We start from the raw sequence: 23,655 nt of genomic DNA on the forward strand, positions 1-23,655 counted from the left end.
AAAGATCAGAAAGGCCGTCCCCATGACGATGACCCGTCGTCGCGCCCTCCTGCTGGGCGCAGCCCTGTCCGTGTCGCTCGTGGCCGCCGGCTGCGGCTCGCCCGGCGGTCCCGTCCCCGCCGGCGAATCGGCCGCGCCCACGTCCGCGGGCGTCTCCGACGCCGACCTGAGCAAGGCCCTGGAGGCCGGCGGCAGCATCACCGTCTGGGCCTGGGAGCCGACCCTCAAGCAGGTCGCCGCCGACTTCCAGGCGAAGTACCCCAAGGTCAAGGTCAACCTGGTCAACGCCGGCACCGGCAACGACCAGTACACCGCGCTGCAGAACGCGATCAAGGCGGGCTCCGGCGTCCCGGACGTCGCCCAGGTGGAGTATTACGCGCTGCCGCAGTTCGCCCTCGCCAAGTCCATGACCGACCTGACCCCCTTCGGCGCCGGAAAGCTGGAGGGCACCTTCACCCCCGGCCCGTGGAACTCCGTCCACGCCGGTCAGGCCATCTACGGACTGCCCATGGACTCCGGGCCGATGGCGCTGTTCTACAACAAGGAAGTCTTCGACAAGTACGACCTCAAGGTCCCGGCCACCTGGGAGGAGTACATCGCCAGCGCGGAGAAACTGCACAAGGCCGACCCGAAGGCGTACATCACCAACGACGTCGGCGACGCCGGCTTCGCCACCAGCATGATCTGGCAGGCGGGCGGCAAGCCCTACACGGTCGACGGCACCACCGTCGGGGTGAACTTCGCAGACCCGGGCACCCAGAAGTTCACCGCCGCCTGGCAGAAGCTCATCGACGGCAAGCTGCTGGCGCCCGTCGGGAGCTGGAGCGACGCCTGGTACAAGGGCCTGGGCGACGGCACCATCGCGACCCTGGTCATCGGCGCGTGGATGCCCGCCAACCTCGAATCCGGCGTCAAGGCGGGCGCCGGCAAGTGGCAGGTCGCCCCCATGCCGCAGTGGGAGGCCGGCGGCAAGGCGACCGCCGAGAACGGCGGCAGCTCCCTGGCGATCCCCGAGGCCGCCGCCGCGAAGGACCTCGCCTACGCCTTCCTCAAGTACGCCAACGTCGACGCCGGGGTGCAGACCCGCGTCGACGCCGGCGCCTTCCCCGCCACCACCGCCCAGCTCCAGGACTCCGCGTTCCTGGACAAGGAGTTCCCCTACTTCGGCGGCCAGAAGGCCAACCAGGTGCTCGCCGAGTCCGCCGCCCAGGTCGTCGGCGGCTGGACGTACCTGCCCTTCCAGGTGTACGCCAACAGCGTCTTCAACGACACCGTCGGCAAGGCGTACACCTCCGCCATGCCGCTGCAGGACGGGCTGAAGGCCTGGCAGGACGTCTCCGTCAAGTACGGCCAGGAGCAGGGCTTCACCATCAAGTAGCGGTCCGGACGCCCCCGCCCTCGGGGAGGGCGGGGGCGACGTCGAGAGCAGGAGTCACAGTGGAAGTTGAGCACGGTCGCCGATGGCTGCGCTGGCCGTCCGAGCCGGAGCGGGCGCGGCTGGCGTTCGGCGCCGACTACAACCCCGAGCAGTGGCCCCGCGAGGTCTGGGCCGAGGACGTGCGCGCGATGCGGACGGCCGGGGTCAACATCGTCGCGCTGGCGATCTTCTCCTGGGCGCGGATCCAGCCCGGCGAGGACACCTGGGACTTCGACTGGCTCGACGAGGTGATGGACCTGCTGCACGCCAACGGCGTCGCGGTCAACCTGGCCACCGCCACCGCCTCGCCCCCGCCCTGGCTGACGACCCGGTACCCAGAGATCCTGCCCGTCGGCGCGGACGGCCGCACGCTCTGGCCCGGCGCGCGGCAGCACTGGCGGCCGACCTCGCCGGTCTTCCGCTCGTACGCGCTGCGCCTGACCCGGGCGCTCGCGGAGCGCTACGGCCGCCACCCCGCCCTGGCCGCCTGGCACGTCTCCAACGAGCTCGGCTGCCACAACGTCTACGACTACTCCGACGACGCGGCCGCCGCCTTCCGGGAGTGGCTGCGCTCGCGCTACGGCACCGTGGCGGAGCTGAACCGCGCCTGGGCGACGACGTTCTGGTCCCAGGGGTACGGCGACTGGGACGAGATCCTGCCGCCGCGCCTGGCGGCGTCCTACCCCAACCCGACCCAGCAGCTGGACTTCAAACGGTTCTCCTCCGACGCGCTCAAGGACCATCTGCGCGCCGAGAGCGCCGTGCTGCGCGAGCTGACCCCCGCCATCCCCGTCACCACGAACTTCATGGTCATGGGGGAGACCAAGGGCATGAACTACGCCGACTGGGCCGGCGAGGTCGACTTCGTCTCCAACGACCACTACCTGCTGACCGGCCCCCAGGCGCAGGACGAGCTGTCGTTCTCGGCCAACCTCACCGGCTCGCTCGCCGGTGGCCGGCCGTGGTATCTGATGGAGCACTCCACCAGCGCCGTCAACTGGCAGCCGACCAACCTGGCCAAGAAGCCCGGCGGCCTGGCCCGCGACTCCCTCACGCATGTCGCGTACGGCGCGGACGCGGTCTGCTTCTTCCAGTGGCGGCAGTCGGCGGGCGGCGCCGAGAAGTACCACTCGGCGATGGTCCCGCACGCGGGCGAGGACAGCGAGGTGTTCCGGTCGGTCGCCGACCTGGGGGCGACCCTGGCCGCCCTCGCGCCGATCGCGGGCACGCTCCGGCAGCCCGCCAACGCCGCGATCCTGTTCGACTGGGAGTCGTGGTGGGCCAGCGAGCTCGACTCCCACCCCACCTCCCGGCTGCGCTACCGGCAGGAGGCCCTCGACTGGTACTCCGCCTTCCTCGCCGCCGGCGTCCGCGCCGACGTCATCGACCCGGCCGGCGACCTCACCGGCTACGACCTGCTGGTGGCGCCGATCCTGCACGTCGTGCCCGCCGAGCTGGCCCGGCGGCTGGAGGAGTACGTGACCTCCGGCGGACATCTCGTCACCACCTACTTCTCCGGCATCGTCGACGAGAACGACCATGTGTGGCTCGGCGGCTACCCCGGGGCCCTGCGTGAGCTGCTCGGCATCCGGATCGAGGAGTTCGGCCCCCTCCTGGAGGGCGACACCGTCGAGCTGGACATCGGCGTCACCGGCTCCCTCTGGACCGACCGGATCGACCGTACCGACCCCGCGACCGAGGCGCTGGCCGTCTACAAGACGGGGGACCAGGCGGGCCGCCCCGCCATCACGCTGCGCCGCGCGGGGACGGGATCGGCGTCGTACGTCTCCACCCGGCTCGGCCCGGACGGCCTGGCCGCCGTCCTGCCTGAGCTCCTGACCGTCAGCGGTGTCGTCCCCGACCTGCCCGCCGAGGTCCGCGGCCTGGTCGACCTGGCCGTCCGCACCGATGGGAGGCAGCACTACTGGTTCCTGACCAACCGCACCGACCACGATGTCGACCTCTCCGCGATCTCCGGCGAACCCCTCCGCGGCCCGTCCCTGGCAAAGAACGCGATCCTGGCCCCCGGCCAGGTCCGCATTCTCCGGCGCCCCGGCTCCCCGGCACCCGCGTAGCGGCCTGACGAGACGCGAGCGTCCGGCTGTCACACGTCGTCGTGGCCGACGCGTGACAGCCGCTCGCGTCGTCGTGGGCGGCGCGTGGAAGCCGCCCGCGTAGCGGCTGGTCGTCCGGGCGTGAGATCGTTGTAGCTTGCCGGAGTGGCTCCGGCGATTCACCCATCACAGGGCGACGCCACCGTCGCGGGCTGGGGCGAGACGTTCCCCGGCTCTGTGCAAGGGTAGAGCTGCGGTGCGCACGGTGGGACGGCGATGACGGCCGTGCTGAGCCAGTTCGCACGTTGACGCTCCCTGCACCGGCCTGTAGGGGAGTCCTTTGATGACCGGTAGCAGGGAGTATGGGCGTAGGTATGGGAGTTCCTGATGAGTCGGCGACGGATATGAACGCGACCGGAGGCGAGACCAGCTTCGCCGATCTGGGGCTCCGATCCGAGCTCCTGGACGTGCTGTCCGGGCTGGGGTACGAAGAGCCCACCCCGATCCAGCGGGAGACGATCCCGCCGCTGGTCGAGGGGCATGACCTGCTCGGCCAGGCGGCGACGGGCACCGGCAAGACCGCGGCGTTCGCGCTGCCCGTGCTGCAGCGCATGCTGCACGCCGGCAGTGAGGGCGGGCCCACGACGCTGGTGCTCGTGCCCACGCGGGAGCTGGCCATCCAGGTCTCGGAGGCCTTCCACCGGTATGGCCGCATCATGGGCGCCCGGGTGCTGCCGATCTACGGCGGCGCGCCCATCGGCCGGCAGTTGCAGGCGCTCAAGCGCGGGGTGGACGTCGTGGTCGCGACGCCGGGCCGGGCCCTGGACCACATCGGCCGGGGGACGCTCGACCTGGAGGGCCTGCGTACCGTCGTGCTGGACGAGGCGGACGAGATGCTCGACATGGGCTTCGCCGACGACATCGAGGCCATCCTCGCCGCGACGCCCGAGGACCGGCAGACCGTGCTGTTCTCCGCGACGCTGCCGCCGCGCATCGACGGGATCGCCCGCCGCCACCTGCGGGACCCGGTACGGATCGAGATGGGGCGCACGGCGGCGGAGCGCGAGTCGACGCCGCTGGTGGAGCAGAGCGCCTACCTCGTCGCCAGGGCGCACAAGCCCGCGGCGCTCGGCCGCCTCCTCGACATCGAGGCGCCGACGGCGGCGATCATCTTCTGCCGCACCCGCGACGAGGTCGACCAGCTCACCGAGGCGATGAACGGGCGCGGCTACCGTGCCGAGGCGCTGCACGGCGGGATGGAGCAGGAGCAGCGCGACCGGGTGATGTCGCGGCTGCGGAGCGGCACCGCCGACCTGCTCATCGCCACCGACGTGGCGGCGCGCGGCCTCGACATCGAGCAGCTCACCCACGTCGTCAACTACAACGTCCCGTCCGCGCCCGAGGCGTACGTGCACCGCATCGGCAGGGTGGGCCGCGCCGGCCGCGAGGGGGTCGCCCTGACCCTGGTGGAGCCGCGCGAGCACCGCATGCTCAAGGCGATCGAGCGGGTGACCAAGCAGCGGATCCAGATGGAGCGGCTGCCGAGCGTCGCCGACCTGCACGCGCGCCGGATGGAGCTGACCCGGGCCGCGCTGGAGGAATGCCTCCTCCAGGACGACCTGGAGCCCTTCCACGTCGTGGTCGAGTCGCTCGCCGACGAGTTCGACCTCATGGAGGTGGCGCTCGCCGCGGTCAAGCTGGCCCACGAGGCCAGCGGGGCCGCGCTCGACGAGCAGGAGATCCCCGAGGTGGCCCAGCGCTCCGTGGACCAGCGGCGTGGGCAGCGGGAGGGCGGCGGCCAGGACCGCGAGCGGTACGGTCGCGGGCCGGCGAGTGGCATGGCGCGCCTGTTCTTCAGCGTGGGGCGCAGCGCCGGCATCCGGCCGCAGGACCTGGTCGGTGCGATCGCCGGCGAGTCGAGCCTGAGCGGCCGCGACATCGGCGCGATCGAGATCGCCGACCGGTTCTCGCTGGTGGAGGTGCCGCAGGAGGCGGCCGACGAGGTGATCGACGCCCTCCGGCGGGCCACCATCAAGGGCAGGCGGCCGACGGTCCGCCGCGAGCGGGACACCCGCAGCAGACGACCCCGCTGACAGGACGCCCCCGCCACTTCCCCCGCCCCGCGGCGGGGGCGCAGGCGGGGTGAGCGGCCGGGTATCCGTCAGCGGTGGCGACGGCGGCGGTGGTGTGACGACCCGCTGTCGTCGTCGGGATAGAGATCGGGCGGGTCAGCCGACCGTCCGCTGAACGTCATGGTCAGAAAGCGCAGAACTGACATGGTGATCCCTCCTCTGTTCTCGTCTGCTCTACCTCCCCCCGCGACTTTCTCCAGAACCATCTCCACAGGGTTTCCCGCCCGCGCCTTGACCGTGTTTTCACCGGCGTCGGTGCCGTGCAAGCCGAGGGCAAACGCCGCGCAAGGCGCTGCGTCTAAGGTCAACCTGTGTTCAAACGACTGGCTCTGGGCGGCACCGTTCTCGCGGTGGCCGCGGCCCTGACGCTCACCCCCGCCGCCTCCGCTTCTCCCCTGTCCGCCGCCCCCGGCAAGGCGGCGAACGGCCTGTTCCGCGCCTGGCAGGCCGGCGACCGCACGGCCGCCGCGAAGGTGGCCACTCCCGCCGCCGTCGCCAAGATCTTCACCTACGTCTACCGCGCGCCCGACCGCTTCGCCGGCTGCGCCGGCAACGTGTGCCGGTACGTCCACACCAGCGTGCGGGTGCCCGGCGGGCTCAACGGCATCGCGATGGTCGTGACCGGCTCGAAGGTCACCAAGGTTTACCTGTCGCGGCACGTCGTCAAGCCGTCCGCCGCGGCCGCGCACCTGTTCACCGCCTGGAAGCGGGCCGACAGGTACAGCGCCCTGGAGGTCGCGGGCACCGGCGCGGTCAAGACCCTGTTCAAGGTGACGTACGACCCGCGCGGCGTCACCCACCACTGGCAGGGCTGCTCGAAGGAGCCGAAGGGCTACTCGTGCGCTTACTCCTACGACGGCGGCGCGATGTTCATGCACGTACGCGGCTCGAAGACCCGGGGCCACGAGGTTCGCTCGATCAGCTACATCGCTGACTGAGAACGCCGGACGCCCGCACCGGTCAGGCGCGGGCGTCCGGTTGCCGGAGCGGGTCAGGACCGCCGGGCGAGGCCCTTCTCGATCGCCTCGATGATCCGCGGCCGCAGCTCGGCGCCGCTGATGATCGCGTCCACCGAGCCGACGTCGACCGCTCGCTGGATGCTGTGCACCCGGTCGAACTCGGTGGCCACCTCGGTGAGCTTCTCCGCCCGTACGGACGACCGCAGCTCGGCGAGTTCGGCGGCCAGCGCGGCGCGCGTGGCGGCCGGCGCCTCCGCGGCGCGGGCGGCGAGCGCCCGCACGCGCGGGTCGTTGCCGGTCCGCTTGTCGACGTCACGCGCGAAGACCACCGCGGCGGCCGGAGCGCCGCCGAGCACCGAGGCGAACGAGCCCTCGACCGCGAGCACGGTCAGGTTCGGGTTGAGCGCCTTGGAGAACACCACGAAGGCGCCGCCGTGGTAGCGCGAGATCACGCAGAACACGATCGGGCCCTTGAAGTTCACCACCGCGCGGCCGATCTCCGCGCCGTACTCCAGCTGCAGCTTGCGCATCGACTCGGGCGACCCGTCGAACCCCGACAGGTTGGCCAGCACGACCAGCGGGCGGTTGCCGCTGGCGGCGTTGATGGCCCGGGCGGCCTTTCTGGACGACTGCGGGAACAAGGTGCCCGCGGTGTAGGTGTCCGGGCCGTCGGTGGGCGGGAAGCCGCGCCGCGGCACCGACCGGGACTCGATGCCCAGCAGGCACACCGGCTGACCGCCGAGGTGGACATCCTGGACCGCGGCGGTGTCCGCGTCCGCCATGCCCGCCCACCGCTCCAGCACCGGGTGGTCCTGATCGGCCAGCGCGCGCATGACCGTACGGATGTCGAAGGGCTTCTTGCGGTCCGGGTTGGACTCGACGGAGAAGATCTCGCCCACCGTGGTGAAGTCGCTGTCCGGCGCGGCGTGCGGGAACGTCGACACGTCGCGGTCCACCGGGTCGCTGGTGACCGTCTTGCGCGGCCCGCTCTCGCCCGGCGCGACGTAGCTGTGCTCGTAGTGCGACATCAGGACGTCCATCGCGCCCCGGATGTCCGGCGCCCAGTATTGGGCCTGGCCGTTCGGGCCCATGATCCGGTCGTAGCCGCCGATGCCGTGGTTGTCCTCGGCGGACACGCCGCCGGAGAAGTCGAGCGACTGCTTGCCGGTCAGCACCATCGCCGAGTCCGGTGTCATCACCAGGATGCCCTTGGTGTGCATGAGCATCGTGGCCTCGGCGTTCCAGTAGGGCTGGGCGCCGACGTTGATGCCCGCGACCACGACGTTGATCTCGCCGCCGTCCTGGGTGAAGGTCACGATCCGCTTCAGCGCGGCGGCCACCCAGTCCATGTTCTCGGTGCCGGACGACATCGAGATCCGGGCGCCCGCGGACAGCGCGAACCACTCCAGCGGCACCCGCATCCGCTCGGCCAGGTCGAGCGCGGCGATCACCCGCGCGCACTCGGGCTCGGACACCGCGCCGAGCGCCTTCGTCGGGTCGCCCAGCAGCACGACGCGGGTCATGCCCTCCGGGTGGCGCGGCGTGGGCGTGCTCACCACCCCCGCGACGAGCGCGGCGGTGTTGCGCCCCTTGGGGCGGTTCACCGGCACCAGCTTCGCCTGCTCGTCCAGGTCGTACTCGGTGAACGAGCCGAACGGCCCGGCGAGCATGCCGGTCAGCTCGTACGGGTAGTGGGTGCCCCGGCTGTGCGCGCGCAGCACTTCCTGGCGGTAGTCGTCCAGCGGCTCGATGGGCTCGGTCGGCGGCGGCACGACGGACAACTGCACGCCGGAGCCGACGTCGTAGCCGATCCGGACGGCGATGTCGACGAGCTCGCCGGTGGCGCTGTCGCGGCGCCGGCCGAGGAACAGCACCTCCTCCAGGCCCGCGCCCGCCGTGGCCGGCAGCACGCGCTTGGCCACGGTGTTGAGGTCCTCCGGCGAGAAGTCGGTCGGCGGCCACACGTAGATGACGATCCGGTTCGTGGCGGACGTCTTCGCGCCGGGCTTCCTGGCTCGGCGGATGGCGTCCAGGCAGGTGGTCAGGGTGTCCTCGGCGGCGGGCAGCGCGACCAGCCTGCCGTCGTCGTCGCGCAGCGGGGTCAGGTCGCGGACCTGCCCCAGGGCGACAAGACGCTCGTCGGACGGGTTCTGCCGGGCCGCCGCCCGGAAGAGGTAGACCTCCTCGTCGGGCGAGGGCAGCCGGGTGAGGTCGAAGGCGCGCAGCCGCTCCAGCTGCATCCGCTCGGCGATGCGCGGGTGCAGCCCGCGCAGCAGCCGCTCCTCCACGAAGCCCTCAGGAGAGGGCCGGAAGGTGAAGTGGTGGTGCATGACGGCGCCGCTGTTGCCCGCGACGGTCGTGGTGATGCGGCTGACCCGGTTCGACGGCTGCTGCGCCACCAGCACCGCGCGCAGGCGGGTGGCCATCTCATCGGGGTCGCTCGGGCCGTCCGGCCAGGACAGGTAGACGTCGGCCACCAGCTCGCCGTCCCGGGCGAACTCGTCGACCGCCTTGACCGCCTCCGGCAGCGCCTGGAAGTCGACCGCGGTGGTCACGACCCGGCCGTCACCGGCCGCGGTGCGGTGGTCGGCGACGACGAACGTGCAGCCGACCATCCTGCTCGCCCGGATGTCGCGCAGCGCGCGGTTGCCGTAGTAGCGGCGGCTCAGCACCTCCAGCAGCGGCAGCGGGTCCACGCCTTCGCGGCCGATCCGCTGGCCGACCAGCCGGACGAGCGGCTCGGGGCTGGCGACCATCGCGGAGATCCGCTCGGCCCGGTCGGGCGCGTCGGGGTGCTGGTCGAGGTGGCGCAGGTGCTTGCGTACGGCCGTGTAGACCTTGGCGCGGGTGCGGCGCAGCACTGGCTGGGCGAACCAGGCGAACACCACGCCGCGCGCCAGGTCCGCGACGGCCGGGAACCGGACCTGGGTGGCGGCGACCAGGTGCTCCAGCGCCAGGCCGACGGTGACGCGCTCCGCCTCGGTGGGCGGGCCCTCCGCCACCCACTGGCGCAGCAGGGTCGTCACCACGGCGACGTCGGCGGACGCGCGCCGCTGGGCCAGGAAGATCCGGAAGACCGCGTCCTCCAGCTCCGGCGTGCGGTCCAGGCCGTCGACGCCGTAATGGGACAGCACCTGCGTGAGCCGCTGCTGGAAGGTCTTCGACAGCCCGGCCCGGTCCGGGTCGAGGAACTGCAGGTAGGTGTGGAAGTACTCACGAGGGCTGTGCACTGCGGAGTCGGACTTGGAGTCCTCGCCCGCGGGGCGGTTGCGGCTCAGCTCGCCCAGGTCGGCGAACAGGCGCAGCAGCTCGACCTCGCCGGCCAGCTCGTGCCCGCCCCGCGCGACGAGCTCGGCGCGCGCGGCCAGGTAAGTGGTGAGCAGGCGCTGCTCGTCCTGCGAGTCGATGTCGAAGCCCAGCAGGAGGCTGCGCAGGTCCTGCAGGCCACGCGCGGCCCGCTCGGCCGCGGGCACGTTCGCCGGCTCGGCCGGCAGGTCCAGCTCGACCTCCTTGGTCGCGGCCGCGGGACCGGCCGCCTCGTCGTCGTCACCCAGCGGCTCCAGGCGCAGCAGGCGGGCACCCGCCTCCACCTGGCTGCCGACCGACACGGCGAGCTCCCGCACCCGGCCGCGGAACGGCGCGCGCAGCACCGTCTCCATCTTCATGCTCTCGACCACGAGCAGCGGCGCCCCGGCCTCGACCTCGTCGCCCGCCTGCAGCGGGGTGGCCACCACGAGCGCGGGCACGGGCGAGCGGACGATGCCGCCCTCGTCGCGGCTGATCCGGTGCGTGACGCCGTCGACCTCGACCAGGTGGATCGGGCCGTGCGTGCTCGTGACGACCTTGAAGCGGACACCGTTCACGATGATCTGGCCGGTGTGCTCGTCGAAGCGCTCGATGTCGACGTCGACCACGTGCTCGGGACCGCCCGCCGACAGGCCGACGCGGAACCGGTGGCCGCCGGTGCGGGCGACCTGGACGCGGTAGCCGACGTCGCGGAGCTTCAGCTCCAGCGCGCGGCCGCTCTCGTGCTGCGACTGCGGCCGGCCGCCGTGCGCGGTGGCCAGGAAACGCTGCCGTGTCACGGCCTCCTCGTCCTCGTACGCCTCGACGGCGGCGGCGATCAGCGCGATCGCGGAGTGCTGGTGCGACACCAGGGCGCCCTGGGCGCGGACGCGGTCGATCCAGCCGGTGTCGGCGGACCCGTCGATCACCGCGGGCTCGTCCAGCAGCATGCGGACGAAGCCCTTGTTCGTCACGCCGCCCTCGATGATGACGGTCGTCTGCGTCATCGCCCGGCGCAGGCGGGCCAGCGCCTCCGTGCGGTCCCGGCCGTGCGCGATGATCTTGGCGATCATCGAGTCGAAGTCGGCGGGGATCGTGTCCCCCTCGCTGAACCCGGTGTCCACCCGGATGCCGGGGCCGCTGGGCAGCGCCAGCCGGGCGATCCGGCCGGGGGAGGGGGCGAAGTCGCGGTCGGGGTCCTCGCCGTTGAGCCGCGCCTCGACGGCGTGCCCCCATTCCTCGGGCGCCTCGCCTTCGAGCTTGCCGCCCGCCGCGACGTGCAACTGGGCCTTCACCAGGTCGACGCCGGTGGTGATCTCGGTGATCGGGTGCTCGACCTGCAGGCGCGTGTTCACCTCCAGGAACGCGAACAGCCGCTCACCGGGGTGGTAGAGGAACTCGACGGTGCCCGCGCCCTGGTAGTCCACCGCCAGCACGAGCCGCTCGGCCGCCGCCTTGAGCTCGGCGACCTGATCGGCGGCGAGAACGGGGGAGGCCGACTCCTCGATGATCTTCTGGTTGCGCCGCTGCACGGAGCAGTCGCGCACGCCCAGCGCCCACGCGGTGCCCTGACCGTCCGCGATCACCTGCACCTCGACGTGCCGGGCGCCCGTCACCAGGCGCTCCAGGAACACCACGCCGCTGCCGAACGCGCGCGCGGCCTCCTGCCGCGTCAGCTCGTACGCCTGGGTCAGCTCGGCGGCGTCGGCGACCATCCGGATGCCGCGGCCACCGCCGCCCGCCGTCGCCTTCAGCATCAACGGGTAGCCGATCCGGTCCGCCGCCACCTTGGCCGCCGCCAGCGTGTCCACCGGGCCGCGGCTCCACGGCGCGACGGGCACGCCGACCTCTTCGGCGATCAGCTTCGAGCCGATCTTGTCGCCCAGCTTGCGCATCGCCTCGGCGCTCGGGCCGACGAACGTCACGCCGATCTCGGCGCACAACTCGGCGAACGCCGGATCCTCCGCCACGAACCCCCAGCCGACCCAGGCCGCGTCCGCGCCGGTCTCCACCAGGGCTCGCCTGAGCACGTCGTGGTCCAGGTAGGGCCGCTTCGCGGCGGGCCCCAGGTCGTAGGCGATGTCCGCCTCGCGCACGAAGGTGGCCGTACGGTCGGAGTCCGTATAGAGGGCGACGGTCTCGATCCGTGTCCCCGTCTCCGCGGCTAGATCCCGAACGGCATGGATGAGCCGCATGGCGGCTTCACCACGGTTGACGATGGCGACACGACTGAACACTGAGCGGGCCCTTCGAACTCGGAGAACATGACCGTCCGAATCCATCCTCTCGGGTGCCCGTGGTGACCGGAATGGCGGGGGCTAAGCGTGTTTCGCCGCCGGAGTTGGGGGGATCGCACAAACGCCACCGCATGGCCGGTGTGCCAAGATGGTGCCGAATCCACCTGGCGGCACCGGTCTGGCGGCACCGTTCTGACCGCATCGTCCTGCAGTACCGGCGATCCGCCGTCTCAGAGTCTGGCGATGACGTCGGCCTCCTCCCAGACCTCGCCGTACTTCGCCTGGATGTCGAAGAGGCCGGCTTCGTGGGGGCCCGGTGCGCGGTCTCCCACGGCCTGGCGCACCACGATCGGCACGAACCCGTGCTGGATGGCGTCCACGGCGGTCGCCCGCACGCATCCGCTGGTGGACACCCCGGCGATCACCAGGGTGTCCACCCGCGACGCGGTCAGCGCCGAGGCGAGCGGGCTGCCGAAGAACGCGCTCGCGTACTGCTTGACGATCACCAGCTCGGCCGGCTCCGGTGCGACCTCGGGCATGAGCGCGCCGAGCGGGTGGTCGCCGACCAGGTGCCGCAGCGGCGCGACCTTGCGGAAGAACAGGCCGCCGTCGATCCCGCCGGGGCCGTACGCCACCCGGGTGTGCACGACCGGCACGCCGGCCGTGCGGGCGGCGGCCAGCACCCGGGCCGCCGCGTCGAGGCAGTCGCGCGAGCCGAGGTACAGCTCGGCGCCCGGCTCGAAGTAGGCGCGCATCAGGTCGATGAGGATCAGCGCCGGGCGCTCGCCGAACTCCAGCGAACGCCCGAACACCTCCTCATGGGGCCTGATCACACCCGGACCGGCGGCGGTGTGGGAGCGGGCAGGCCGGTCTCCTCCTCGCAGCGGGCGAGGATCTCCGCCAGCGGCGGGCCCATGTCGAACACCGGCAGCTCGCCTCTGCCCGTACGCAGCCGCTCGCGCAGCCCGGCCGTGGCCTCGTCGTCGATCGTGCCGTCGGCGGCGCACACCACGCCGAAGCGGCGTGCTCCGCCGGGGGTCACCAGCCCGCGCCTGACCTCCAGGCCGACCAGGCCGGGATCGCGGGCCAGTGGGTCGCCCCACCCGCCGCCGCCCCAGGTGACGAAGTGCAGCACGTCGTCCGGCCGTACCTCGACGTCGTGGACCTTGCTCGGCAGGATCTCGACCTCACCCGAGGCCCGCTCGATCCACTTGCGCCCGCGCGCTCCTGGCTCGCCGCCGTTGACGCCCCACGGGTAGGTGAGCCAGCGGTCGTCGTGGATGGCGATCGTGCCCGGCTTGAGGAAGCGGTAGGCGACGTCCACGCCGTTGCCGCCGCGGTGCAGGCCCGCGCCGCCGGTGTCGGCGACGGTCTCCCAGCGCTCGATCCGCAGCGGATAGTACGACTCCAGGAACTCGCACGGGATGTTGGTGAACGACGGCCACAGCGAGTGCCCGTCGGGCCCGTCGCCGATCGGCCTGCCGGGGATGCCGCCGAAGCCGATGGAGTAGAGCTGGAACCCGTCACCCGCGTACATGAAGTGGGGTGAGGAGGAGAAGCCGGCGGCGTTGAGCAGCTCGGGCGTCTTCTGCCCGAGCAGCCCGCCGAACAGGTCGAACAGCCGGCCGATGCCGTGGTTGCGGCCGTTGAGCGCGGCCGGGAAAGCCGGCTTCCAGAAGCTGCCGTCGGGGATGCGCACGTCCACCAGCGGGTAGAAGCCGTCGTTCCAGAGGATCTGCGGGTCGGCCACGGTGATCAGGTAGATGCCGAAGAACATCCGGGCGAGGTTCTCGTTGATGTAGTAGTTGATCGGCCCCTCGGCCTGCGGGGCGCTGCCGGTGAAGTCGAGCAGCACCTTCTCACCGGTGCGGGTGAGCGACAGCACCAGCTTGAACGGGCCGTGGCCGCGGCCGTCGTCGCAGATGTAGTCGGTGAAGGTGAGCGTCTCGCCGTCCTCGAAGAGGGTGGCGAGCAGCACCTTCATGGCGTCGTAGTTGCGCCGCAGCAGCGCCTCCAGCGCGGAGGTGTAGGTCTCGGCGCCGAACCGGGCGCACAGTTCCTGGATGCGCCGCGAGGCGGTGCGGCACGCCGCCACGATGCCGTTGAGGTCGGCGCGGTTCCAGTCGGGCTGGCGCACCTGGTTGAGGATGACGCGCAGCGCGTCCTCGTTCAGCACGCCCTTGGCGTAGAGCTTGAAGGGCGGGATGACGACGCCCTCCTCGTAGATGGTGCGCGCGTCGGTCGGCATCGAGCAGGCGGTCTTGCCGCCCACGTCGGACATGTGGCCGAACATCGACGACCAGCCGACGACCCTGCCGTCGACGAAGATGGGCATCACGACCAGCCAGTCGTTGGCGTGGCTGATGGCGCCGTCACAGGAGTAGGGGTCGGAGGTGAGCAGGACGTCGCCCTCCTCGATGGTCCCGTCGAACCGGTCGAGCAGCGCCGGGATGGACAGCCCGAACTGGCCCACGACCATCCGCCCCGACGGGTCGCCGATCAGCGGGAACTCGTCGTGCTGCTCGCGGATGCCGGGGGACAGCGCCGTGCGGAAGAGCACCTCGTCCATCTCGTGGCGGGCGTTGCGCAGCGCGTTCTCGACGATGTCGAGAGTGATGGGGTCGACGGGCACGCGGGCGAGCGGTGCCGTCGCGGTCTCGATGATCTGGGCCATCATGCCTCCAGGGGGCGAATCAGCAGGCAGCCGCTCTCGTGCACGCGGGCGGCGTGCCCGGGCAGGATCAGCGTGGTGGAGTCCATCTCGACGACGATCGCGGGGCCGGTGACCACTGATCCCGCGCGCAGCGCCGTCCGGTCGTACTCGGCGGCGGTCGTCCAGCCTCCGTCGATCCAGACGTCGTGGCTGCCGACCGGCTCGGGGTCGGCGGTGGCCTGCTCCAGCTGGATCGGCTGGACGTTCGGGCGCGGGCCGCTGACCATCGCCCGGGCGCTGACGAGCTCGTGCTCGTTGCCGAGCAGGAAGGAGAAGAGCCGTTCGTGCTCGGCGTCGAACCGCTCGCCGAGCGCCTTCATTCCGGTGTCGAGGTCGACGGTGATCGGGATCTCGAAGCCCTGGCCGTGGTAGCGGACGTCCACCTGGTAGACGATCTCGGCCACGTCGGATTCGAGGTCGCGGGTGGCGGCCTCGGCCAGCTCGGTGAGGAGTTCCTTGAGCTCGGTGTCGGTCAGCTGGGAGAAGCGGCGGATGTAGGTGCGGGCGGCCTCGTCCCGCAGGCTGGTGGTGGCGTCGCCGTACGCGCAGAGCACGCCGGGGGAGGGCGGGATGATGACCGGCCAGGAGCCCGTCAGCTTGCCGAGGGCGTTGGCGTGCAGCGGGCCGGCGCCACCGAAGGCGACGAGCGCGAAGTCACGCGGGTCGTAGCCCTGCTGGATGGAGACGAGCCGGAGCGCGCCGAACATGTTCTCGTTGACGATGTCCACGATGCCCTGGGCCGCGGCCTCCACCGATGGCAGGCCCATGGCCTCGGCCAGCTTGCCCACCGCCTGGCGGGCCCGGTCCCGGTCGAGCTCGATCTCGCCGCCGGCCAGCCGGGTCGGCAGGTAGCCGAGCACCACGTTGGCGTCGGTCACGGTCGGCTCCTCGCCGCCGCGGCCGTAGGCGGCGGGGCCCGGCACGGCGCCGGCCGACTGCGGCCCGACCCGCAGGGCGCGGGTCAGCGCGGGGACGTGCGCGATGGACCCGCCTCCGGCGCCGACCGTCCGTACGTCCACCGAGGCGGAGCGGACGACCAGGTCGCGGACCCGCGTCTCGCGGCCGATCCTGGGTCGCAGGTTCTCCACGAGCGCCACGTCGGTGGAGGTGCCGCCCATGTCGAAGGTCAGGAAGTCGTGGAACCCGGCCTGTTCGGCGAACCAGGTGGCGCCGGTCACGCCGCCGGCCGGGCCGGACAGCAGCAGGTTGACCGGCTCGGCCGCGGCACCCGCGACCGACGACAGGCCGCCGTCGCTGCGCAGGATGGAGAGCCGGCCGTCCACGCCGCTGCCGGCGGTCTTCGCCGCCAGGTTGGCGACGTAGCCGGCGACCTGGGGCTGGACGTAGGCGTTGGCCACGGTCGTGATGGTCCGCTCGTACTCCCGCATCTCGGGCAGCACCGCCGAGGAGATCGAGACCGGCACGCCGGGCAGCTCCTCGGCGGCGAGCGCGGCCACCCTCCGCTCGTGCGTGTCGTCGGCGTAGGAGTGGATGAGGCAGACCGCGAGCGCCTCGACGCCACGCAGGCGGCGGAGCTTGAGCCGGAGGTCGTCCTCGTCGAGCGGGGTGACGAGCGAGCCGTCGGCGGCGATCCGCTCGATCGCCTCGACCGTGTCCTCCAGGGCGGCGAGCGGTTCGGGCTTGGGCCAGATGATCCAGCCGGCCAGGCCGCCCGGCACGTAGGAGCGGGCGATCTGGAGCACCTGCCGGAACCCCACGGTGGTGACCAGGCCGACCCTGGCGCCCTTGCCCTCCAGGATGGCGTTGGTCGCGACGGTGGTGCCGTGCAGGATCTCGCCGATCTCGGCGGGCTCGACGCCCGCCTCGGCGCATGCCTTCTCGAGACCGGCGAGGACGCCGATCGACTGATCTTGGGGGGTTGATGCGGTCTTGGCGCGGTAGCTGCGCCCGGAGTGCTCGTCGATGAGCAGGATGTCGGTGAAGGTTCCTCCGACGTCCACGCCGAGGCGGTAACGCATGGCGACGCTCCTTGTCGCTAGATGATTCCGTCGGCCGTGAGCCGATCCAGCTCCTCGGGGGTGAGACCGAGTAGTTCGTGGTAGATCTCCTGGTTGTGCGCGCCCAGGGCCGGTCCCGCGGTCCGGACCGCGCCGGGGGAGGCCGACAGTTTCGGCGCGACGTTCTGCATGGCCAGCTCGCCGAAGTCGGGGTGCTGGACCCGGACGATGGCCTCGCGGGCGGCGAAGTGCGGGTCGTCGAACATGTCCGCCGCGCGGTAGATCCGCCCGGCCGGCACGCCGCCCGCGTGCAGCAGGTCGAGCAGCTCCTGGGCGGGCAGCCGCGCCGTCCATCTGCCGATCAGGTCGTCGAGCTCGCCCATGTTCGCGCCACGGGCGCCGTGGGTGGCGTAGCGCTCGTCCGCGGCCAGCTCCGGCCGGCCCATGGCGGCCGCCAGGCGGCTGAACACGCTGTCCTGGTTGGCGGCGATGAGGATGCTGTCGCCGTCCTTGGTGGGATAGACGTTGCTGGGCGCGACGTTCGGCAGCACGGGCCCGGTGCGTTCGCGCTGGTAGCCGGCCTGCTGCCACTCCGGCACCAGCGACTCCATCATGGCCAGCACCGACTCGTAGATCGCCGAGTCGACGACCTGGCCCTGGCCGCTGTTCTCACGCTCGTGCAGGGCGACGAGGGTGCCGATGCAGGCGTAGGTGGCGGCCAGCGAGTCGCCCAGGGAGACGCCGGCGCGCGAGGGGGGCAGGCCGGGGTCGCCGGTCACGTAGCGGATGCCGCCCATCGCCTCGCCGATCGATCCGTAGCCGGCGCGCGGCGCGTACGGGCCGGTCTGGCCGAAGCCGGTCACCCGGGTGATCACCAGCCGGGGGTTGATCTCGTGCAGCCGCTCCGGTGACATGCCCCAGCGTTCGAGGGTGCCGGGCCGGAAGTTCTCCAGCAGCACGTCGGCCCGCTCGACCAGCCGGCGCACGAGGTCCTGGCCCGCCTCGGTGCGCAGGTCGCAGGTCACGGACTTCTTGTTGCGGGCCACGACCGGCCACCACAGGGACTTGCCGTGCGGCTTCTCCCGGCCCCACTGGCGCATCGGGTCGCCCTTGCCCGGGTCCTCGACCTTGATCACCTCGGCGCCGAAGTCGCCGAGCAGCTGGCCGCAGAACGGTCCGGCGAGCAACTGCCCCAGTTCCACGACCCGGATGTCACCGAGCGGGAGTCCCCTCATCACTTCTTCTCCTGGTTGCGTGGGCCCAGCAAGGACGCGCGGGCCGAGAACAGGTGGGCCGTCATGACCGCCTCGGCCCAGTCGGGATCGCCGGCGCGGATGGCCGCCGTGATCTCGAGGTGGTGGTTGACGCTGCGTGCCATGGCCTCCTCGTCGAAGGAGCCGTACGTGCGCAGCAGGACGGGAGAGTGGATCAGCATGCTGATCGACTGGACCAGCAGGGTGCTGCCGCCGAGCCGGACCAGGCTCTGGTGGAACTCGGAGTTGAGCCGGTAGACGGCGTCGATGTCGCCGCGCGCGGCGTGCTCGCGCAGCTCCACCGCCACCGCGTGCAGGCGGTCGACGTCGTCCTGCGCGGCGGTCGTGGCCGCCTGGCGGGCGGCCAGTCCTTCGACCCGGGCGCGCAGCTCGAAAATCGTCTCCAGGTCGACGCGGGGATACTCGACCACCCGGGCGCCCTTGTTCGTGGTGACCTCGACGAGCCCTTCCGCCTCCAGGCGGCGCAGCGCCTCCCGGACGGGGGTGCGGCTGACGTTCAGCGTCTCGGCCAGCTCGACCTCTCCCAGGCGGTCACCCGGAGCGTAGTGCCCGCCCAAGATGAGGCTTCTGAGATCATCAATGGCCGCCATGTATACAACTCCTCGCTCAAGTGGCAGCATCTTGTCGCACAACACTCCATAAGACAAGAGATTGCATACAACGTGGCGATAGAAGTCATCGAGGTCGGTCCCCGCGACGGCCTGCAGAACGAGCCCGAGCAGGTGCCCACCGCGGCCAAGGTCGCCTACCTGGAGGCACTCGTCGCCGCGGGCGTGCGCCGCATCGAGGCGGTCAGCTTCGTCCATCCCGGGCGGGTCCCGCAGATGGCCGACGCCGAGCAGGTCATGGCCCGCGCCCCGCGCGTGCCCGGCCTGCGCTACGCCGGGCTGGTGCTGAACGAACGCGGCCTGGACCGGGCGCTGGAGACCGGCGTCGACGAGGTCAACGTCGTCGTCGTGGCGACCGAGACCTTCTCCCGGCGCAACCAGGGCATGTCGGTGGACCGGGCCGTCGACGGTTTCGGCGGCATCGCCGAGCGGGCCCGCGCCGCCGGGCTCGGCGTGACGCTGACCGTGGGGGCGTCGTTCGGCTGCCCGTTCGAGGGCGAGGTGGACCCGGGCCACGTCGCCTCGCTGGTGGCGCGCTGCCCGGGGGCGCAGGAGGTGGCGCTGGCCGACACGATCGGCGTGGGCACCCCGGCCGACGTGCGCCGGCTGGTCACCGCCGTGCGTGAGGTGACCGCCGCGCCGCTGCGCTTCCACTTCCACAACACCCGCAGCACCGGGTACGCCAACGCCGTGGCCGCTCTGGAGGCCGGGGCGGCCGCCCTGGACGCCAGCGCCGGAGGCATCGGCGGCTGCCCCTTCGCCCCCGAGGCGACGGGCAACATCGCCACCGAGGACCTCGTCTACCTGCTGGACCGGATGGGCGTCGGCACCGGCATCACCCTGTCCGCCGTGGCCGAGGCGGGGCTCTCTATCGGGCGGTACCTGGGCAAACCGGTCCCCGCCCAGCTCGGTCGCGTGACCCCCTGGCCGCCGCCCGGTCCTGGACCGACCTGACCTCTCCAGATGCGGCCCGGTGGGCAGGTGGCGCTGCGGACCTTCTCAGCCTTGGCCTTCGACCGGCGCGGGGGTTCAGCTCGATGTCAGGGTGAGGGCGTGCAGAGGGGGGGTCAGCTTGATGTCAACGTGAGGGCGTACAGGGCGATCGCCGCGAAGTCGTCGGCCGGTTCGGAAGCCTGCCAGGAGCGCACGTCATCGGCGAAGCGGCTGCCGTGTCCGGTGAAGCGCTCGTAGCGGTCCACGCCGCCGGCCGGGCAGGCGGGCATCTCCTCGACGTGCTCGCCCAGGCCGTCCTTGAAGAGTTTCGCGTCGTTGGGCCCGTTGACGACGGCGCCCGTGGCGGGCTTGCCGGTGATGCTGGCGATCTGGTGGTGCGGGCAGGCGATCGAGCGCCGGCCCACCCCGGCGATGAAGGACACGCCCCACGGGTTCGCGCCCAGCGCCCAGTTGCGCTGCTGGGTGCCGAAGGCGTCGTAGGCGCCGTCGCCGGTCACCGACCGGTACAGGCGCGCGGTGGCGGCCAGGCCGAACGCGTGCGGTACGGCGTCGAACTCGTCATAGCGCGCCCCGGCACGGAACGGGTCCGCGGCGGCCCGGCGAGCCCCGAGGTCGAGCTGGGCCTTGAGCCCGGCGATCAGGTCGGCCTCGGAGACGGCGAGCCCGGTGGTCCCGGTGGTCCCGGTGGTCCCGGCCGCGCGCATGGCCTTGACGAGGTCGGCGTGGGCCAGCGCGCTCACGTCGTACAGGTTGAGCGTGTCGCCCGGCTCCTCGTCCAGGTAGCCGCGCGCCCAGCGGGCCGCCTCCGCCAGCCAGCGCCCGGCACGCGGGTCGCGCAGGCGCTGCGCGGCCAGGGCCAGCTCGGCGCCGCCTAGTTGCATGTCGTCCCGCCAGACGCTCTCGGGGTAGAAGGCGTGCGGCAGGGAGGTCACCAGCCGGTCCACGCCGGTGGTCCTGGCCATCGCGTACAGGGAGGCGGCCTGGTCGAGCAGCCGGGTGGCGCGCTCGACAGACGGTTCGAGCTGGGCGGCCAGGGCGAAGGCGGCGGCCGTGCGGCCGGCCAGGTTCGGGCTGACCTGCTTGCCGGGGGCGGCGGCGCGGAAGACCGGGCGATGGCGGATGAACCGGTGCGTCTTGGCCCGGTCGTTGTCGTCGGCCTCGGGCAGGCGCCAGATGTCGTGGTCGCCGACGAAGGTGCCCTTGGCGTCGCCGGCGCCGATGCCGACTTGGATGTAGAGGGTCTTCGACTCCTCATCCCACATCTTGTCCAGATATTTCAGTCCATGGTCGGCTTCCTTCCGCAGGGCGGAGCCGGTGACCTTCCCGTCCCGCTGCGCGGCCCACAGCAGCGTGTCCACGTACGCCTGGATGTGGGTGAACTTGAGGTAGTCGCCCGCGTCGAACCAGCCGCCCTCGACGTCGACCGGCCCGCCGATCTTCGTCAGCCTGCCCTTGATCTCGTCGGTCTCCGGGCCGGTGAACGTGGGCCAGTCGTAGACGGAGGCGGCCCGGTCGTTGCGGTGGCTCGGCTCGCGCGGCGCGTCGGCGCCGTCGCGCTGCAGGCCGAGGAAGCCCAGCACCTTGGCCGCCGGATTCTGGGCCGGCGCGATCCCGAACTCGGCCGACGTCGCTCCGCCGGCCTTGACCCGGTAGCGGCCGGGGGTGCGCAGCCGGGTCAGGTCGAGGTCGTAGACGTGCGGGTAGCGGCTGTTCCACGCGCCCCGGTCGCGGCCCGCCCGCCCGGTGAGCACCACCCGGCCGCGCCGGTCGACCACGGTGAAGCGCCCGGCCCCGCCGCGCGTCATCAGATAGGCGTGCTGGCTCTCGCCCGGCCAGTAACCGACCTGGTCCACCCGCACGAGCCCGGGCGCGGCGGCCAGGGCGGGGCCGGCGTTCGCGGACGCCAGCAGCGCCAGCGCGAGCGCGGCGGGGATCAGCTTTCCCATCTGCTCCTCCTGAGGTGGTCACGACGCGAACGGCCCCGGCACCGGCTCGGCTCCGGCCGGGCTTACCGTACCGTCGATCTTGTCGCCGGTCATACCGGTCCCCGGACGGGCGTGTGGACCCGCGCGGCCGTTTTCCGGCGAAGCGTAGGGATGCCGTCAATATTCAGGCGATAGCCGTATGGAACCCGTCAAGAACCGTCAAACCACTCAAATTCCGGGATTTGCTGAGCTCGCAGGCGCCCGGCGAGGGCGACTCGAACCCCGACCACGGAGTTGAGGAGTGGGATGGCAGACGTCATCTTCGTCGCACTGACGATCACGGTCTTCGTGATCCTGGAGTTGGGCGTGAAGGCGGTGGAGCGACTGTGAGCGCCGTCAACGCCACCGGTCTGGTCGTGCTCGCCGGCCTGGTGGTCTTCATGGTCGCGGCACTGCTGTTCCCGGAGCGGTTCTGATGTCCCCGGCTCTGGCGGGGATCGTGTTCATCGCGTCCCTGCTGCTGGCCCTGGCCCTGTGCTACCGGCCGCTGGGCGACTACATGTACCGCGTCTACACCGGCACCAGGCACTCCCGCGTCGAGCGGGTCATCTTCCGGCTGCTCGGCGTACGACCGGACACCGAGCAGCGCTGGAGCGTCTACGCGCGCGGCGTGCTGGCGTTCTCGGTGCTGTCGATCCTGTTCCTGTACGGCCTGCAGCGGCTGCAGAGCCACCTGTTCCTGTCCCTGGACATGCGGCCCGTCGAGCCCCCGCTGGCCTGGAACACCGCCGTCAGCTTCGTCACCAACACCAACTGGCAGGCGTACGCGGGTGAGACGACCATGGGCCACGTGGTGCAGACCGCGGGCCTGGCCGTGCAGAACTTCGTCTCCGCCGCGGTCGGCATGGCGGTGGCCATGGCCCTGGTGCGCGGGTTCGCCCGCACGAAGAGCGACACGCTCGGCAACTTCTGGGTGGATCTGGTCCGCGGCACCCTGCGCATCCTGCTGCCGATCGCGTTCGTCGCGGCTGTGCTGCTGGTGGCGGGCGGCGCCGTCCAGACGTTCGCCGGACACGGCACCTGGACGACGCTGACCGGCGGCGAGCAGACGTTCACGCCGGGCGCGGTGGCCAGTCAGGAGGCCATCAAGGACCTGGGCACCAACGGCGGCGGCGTCTTCAACGTCAACTCCGCCCACCCGTTCGAGAACCCCACCGCGTGGACCAACTGGCTGACCATCCTCCTGATGACGGTGATCGCCTCCTGCCTGCCGCGCACGTTCGGCCGCATGGTGGGCGACGACCGCCAGGGCTACGCCATCGTGAGCGTGATGGCGATCATCGCGATCCTCAGCATCGGCGTGACCGGCTGGGCGGAGCTGAGCGCGGGCGGCACCGTACCGCAGGCCGTCGGAGCGGCGATGGAGGGCCGTGAGGCCCGCTTCGGCACCTCGAACTCCGCCCTGTTCGCCTCCGCCACCACCCTGACCTCCACGGGCGCGGTCGACTCCGCCCATGACTCCTACACGGCCATCGGCGGCGGCATGCTGATCTTCAACATGCTGCTCGGCGAGGTGGCGCCCGGCGGCGTCGGCGCGGGCCTGTACGGCATCCTGATCCTGGCCGTGATCACGGTGTTCGTGGCGGGCCTGATGGTCGGCCGCACGCCCGAGTACCTGGGCAAGAGGATCGGCGCCCGCGAGATCAAGCTCGCCTCGCTGTACTTCCTGGTCACACCGGCGCTGGTGCTGGTGGGCACGGCGGTGGCGATGGGCACCGAGGCGGGCCGCGCGGCGATGCTCAACGGCGGCCCGCACGGACTGTCGGAGATCCTGTACGCCTACACCAGCGCGTCCAACAACAACGGCTCCGCCTTCGCCGGCGTCAGCGTGAACACCACGTTCCACAACACCACGCTCGGCCTGTGCATGGCCTTCGGCCGGTTCCTGCCGATCGTGCTCGTCCTGGCGCTGGCCGGGGCATTGGCCCAGCAGACGCCCCGGCCGGCGGGCGCGGGCACGCTGCCCACCCACCGGCCGCAGTTCGTCGGCATGGTCGTCGGCGTGACGATCATCCTGGTCGCCCTCACCTTCCTCCCGGCGCTGGCGCTCGGACCGCTCGCGGAAGGACTGTCCTAGAC

At 71.9% G+C, this 23,655-nt stretch carries 14 protein-coding genes; 7 read left to right on the forward strand and 7 right to left on the reverse strand.

Translation table 11 applies throughout. The annotated features are described in order from the left end of the window. Window positions 1-22: 22 nt before the first annotated feature. The 4 genes from OHA68_RS27225 to OHA68_RS27240 all read left to right on the forward strand — a co-directional run bounded on the left by OHA68_RS27225 (window position 23) and on the right by OHA68_RS27240 (window position 6,541). Window positions 23-1,378 carry an ABC transporter substrate-binding protein gene (locus OHA68_RS27225; RefSeq protein ID WP_327102789.1) on the forward strand — a complete coding sequence of 452 codons (1,356 nt, stop codon included), beginning with the start codon at window positions 23-25 and terminating at the stop codon, window positions 1,376-1,378. Window positions 1,379-1,437: 59 nt separating this feature from the next. Next, a complete protein-coding gene (locus tag OHA68_RS27230; RefSeq protein WP_327102790.1) occupies window positions 1,438-3,492 on the forward strand; it encodes a beta-galactosidase in 2,055 nt (684 codons plus the stop codon). Window positions 3,493-3,845: 353 nt separating this feature from the next. After that, window positions 3,846-5,564, forward strand: coding sequence for a DEAD/DEAH box helicase (locus OHA68_RS27235; RefSeq protein ID WP_327102791.1), 1,719 nt, complete (start codon window positions 3,846-3,848; stop codon window positions 5,562-5,564). Between the two features lie 350 nt (window positions 5,565-5,914). Next, window positions 5,915-6,541, forward strand: a complete 627-nt coding sequence (locus OHA68_RS27240; RefSeq protein WP_327102792.1) for a hypothetical protein — start codon at window positions 5,915-5,917, stop codon at window positions 6,539-6,541. Between the two features lie 53 nt (window positions 6,542-6,594). Here OHA68_RS27240 and OHA68_RS27245 read toward each other — a convergent pair whose 3' ends face one another. The 6 genes from OHA68_RS27245 to OHA68_RS27270 form a co-directional block, all read right to left on the reverse strand. After that, complete coding sequence (locus tag OHA68_RS27245) at window positions 6,595-12,084, reverse strand: ATP-binding protein (protein WP_327102793.1); 5,490 nt, start codon at window positions 12,082-12,084, stop codon at window positions 6,595-6,597. A gap of 230 nt (window positions 12,085-12,314) precedes the next feature. Further along, the gene (locus OHA68_RS27250; protein WP_327102794.1) at window positions 12,315-12,917 is read right to left on the reverse strand and encodes an isochorismatase family protein; all 603 of its coding nucleotides are present in this window, start codon (window positions 12,915-12,917) and stop codon (window positions 12,315-12,317) included. Continuing rightward, the gene (locus tag OHA68_RS27255) at window positions 12,914-14,761 is read right to left on the reverse strand and encodes a hydantoinase B/oxoprolinase family protein (protein WP_327102795.1); all 1,848 of its coding nucleotides are present in this window, start codon (window positions 14,759-14,761) and stop codon (window positions 12,914-12,916) included. The genes OHA68_RS27250 and OHA68_RS27255 overlap by 4 nt, the downstream gene beginning before the upstream one ends. Beyond that, window positions 14,758-16,776 carry a hydantoinase/oxoprolinase family protein gene (locus OHA68_RS27260; RefSeq protein ID WP_327102796.1) on the reverse strand — a complete coding sequence of 673 codons (2,019 nt, stop codon included), beginning with the start codon at window positions 16,774-16,776 and terminating at the stop codon, window positions 14,758-14,760. Before OHA68_RS27260 ends, OHA68_RS27255 begins: the two co-directional genes overlap by 4 nt. 17 nt (window positions 16,777-16,793) lie before the next feature. Further along, complete coding sequence (locus tag OHA68_RS27265; RefSeq protein ID WP_327102797.1) at window positions 16,794-17,990, reverse strand: CaiB/BaiF CoA transferase family protein; 1,197 nt, start codon at window positions 17,988-17,990, stop codon at window positions 16,794-16,796. Further along, complete coding sequence (locus OHA68_RS27270; protein ID WP_327102798.1) at window positions 17,990-18,619, reverse strand: GntR family transcriptional regulator; 630 nt, start codon at window positions 18,617-18,619, stop codon at window positions 17,990-17,992. Before OHA68_RS27270 ends, OHA68_RS27265 begins: the two co-directional genes overlap by 1 nt. 72 nt (window positions 18,620-18,691) lie before the next feature. Between OHA68_RS27270 and OHA68_RS27275 the strand changes: the two genes are divergently transcribed. Next, window positions 18,692-19,591, forward strand: coding sequence for a hydroxymethylglutaryl-CoA lyase (locus tag OHA68_RS27275; protein ID WP_327102799.1), 900 nt, complete (start codon window positions 18,692-18,694; stop codon window positions 19,589-19,591). Between the two features lie 113 nt (window positions 19,592-19,704). On the opposite strand, the gene OHA68_RS27280 is transcribed toward OHA68_RS27275, so the two are convergent. Further along, the gene (locus OHA68_RS27280) at window positions 19,705-21,537 is read right to left on the reverse strand and encodes a glycoside hydrolase family 9 protein (RefSeq protein ID WP_327102800.1); all 1,833 of its coding nucleotides are present in this window, start codon (window positions 21,535-21,537) and stop codon (window positions 19,705-19,707) included. A 365-nt stretch (window positions 21,538-21,902) separates the two neighbouring features. Between OHA68_RS27280 and kdpF the strand changes: the two genes are divergently transcribed. Both kdpF and kdpA read left to right on the forward strand, forming a co-directional pair. Further along, a complete protein-coding gene (gene kdpF / locus OHA68_RS27285) occupies window positions 21,903-21,992 on the forward strand; it encodes a K(+)-transporting ATPase subunit F (protein WP_327102801.1) in 90 nt (29 codons plus the stop codon). After that, window positions 21,992-23,653: a potassium-transporting ATPase subunit KdpA gene (kdpA, locus tag OHA68_RS27290; RefSeq protein WP_327102802.1), complete on the forward strand. Its 1,662-nt coding sequence runs from the start codon at window positions 21,992-21,994 to the stop codon at window positions 23,651-23,653. The genes kdpF and kdpA overlap by 1 nt, the downstream gene beginning before the upstream one ends. Window positions 23,654-23,655 lie beyond the last annotated feature (2 nt).

The sequence above is a fragment of the Nonomuraea glycinis genome (assembly GCF_035920485.1).
In the GTDB taxonomy this organism is placed as follows: domain Bacteria; phylum Actinomycetota; class Actinomycetes; order Streptosporangiales; family Streptosporangiaceae; genus Nonomuraea; species Nonomuraea glycinis.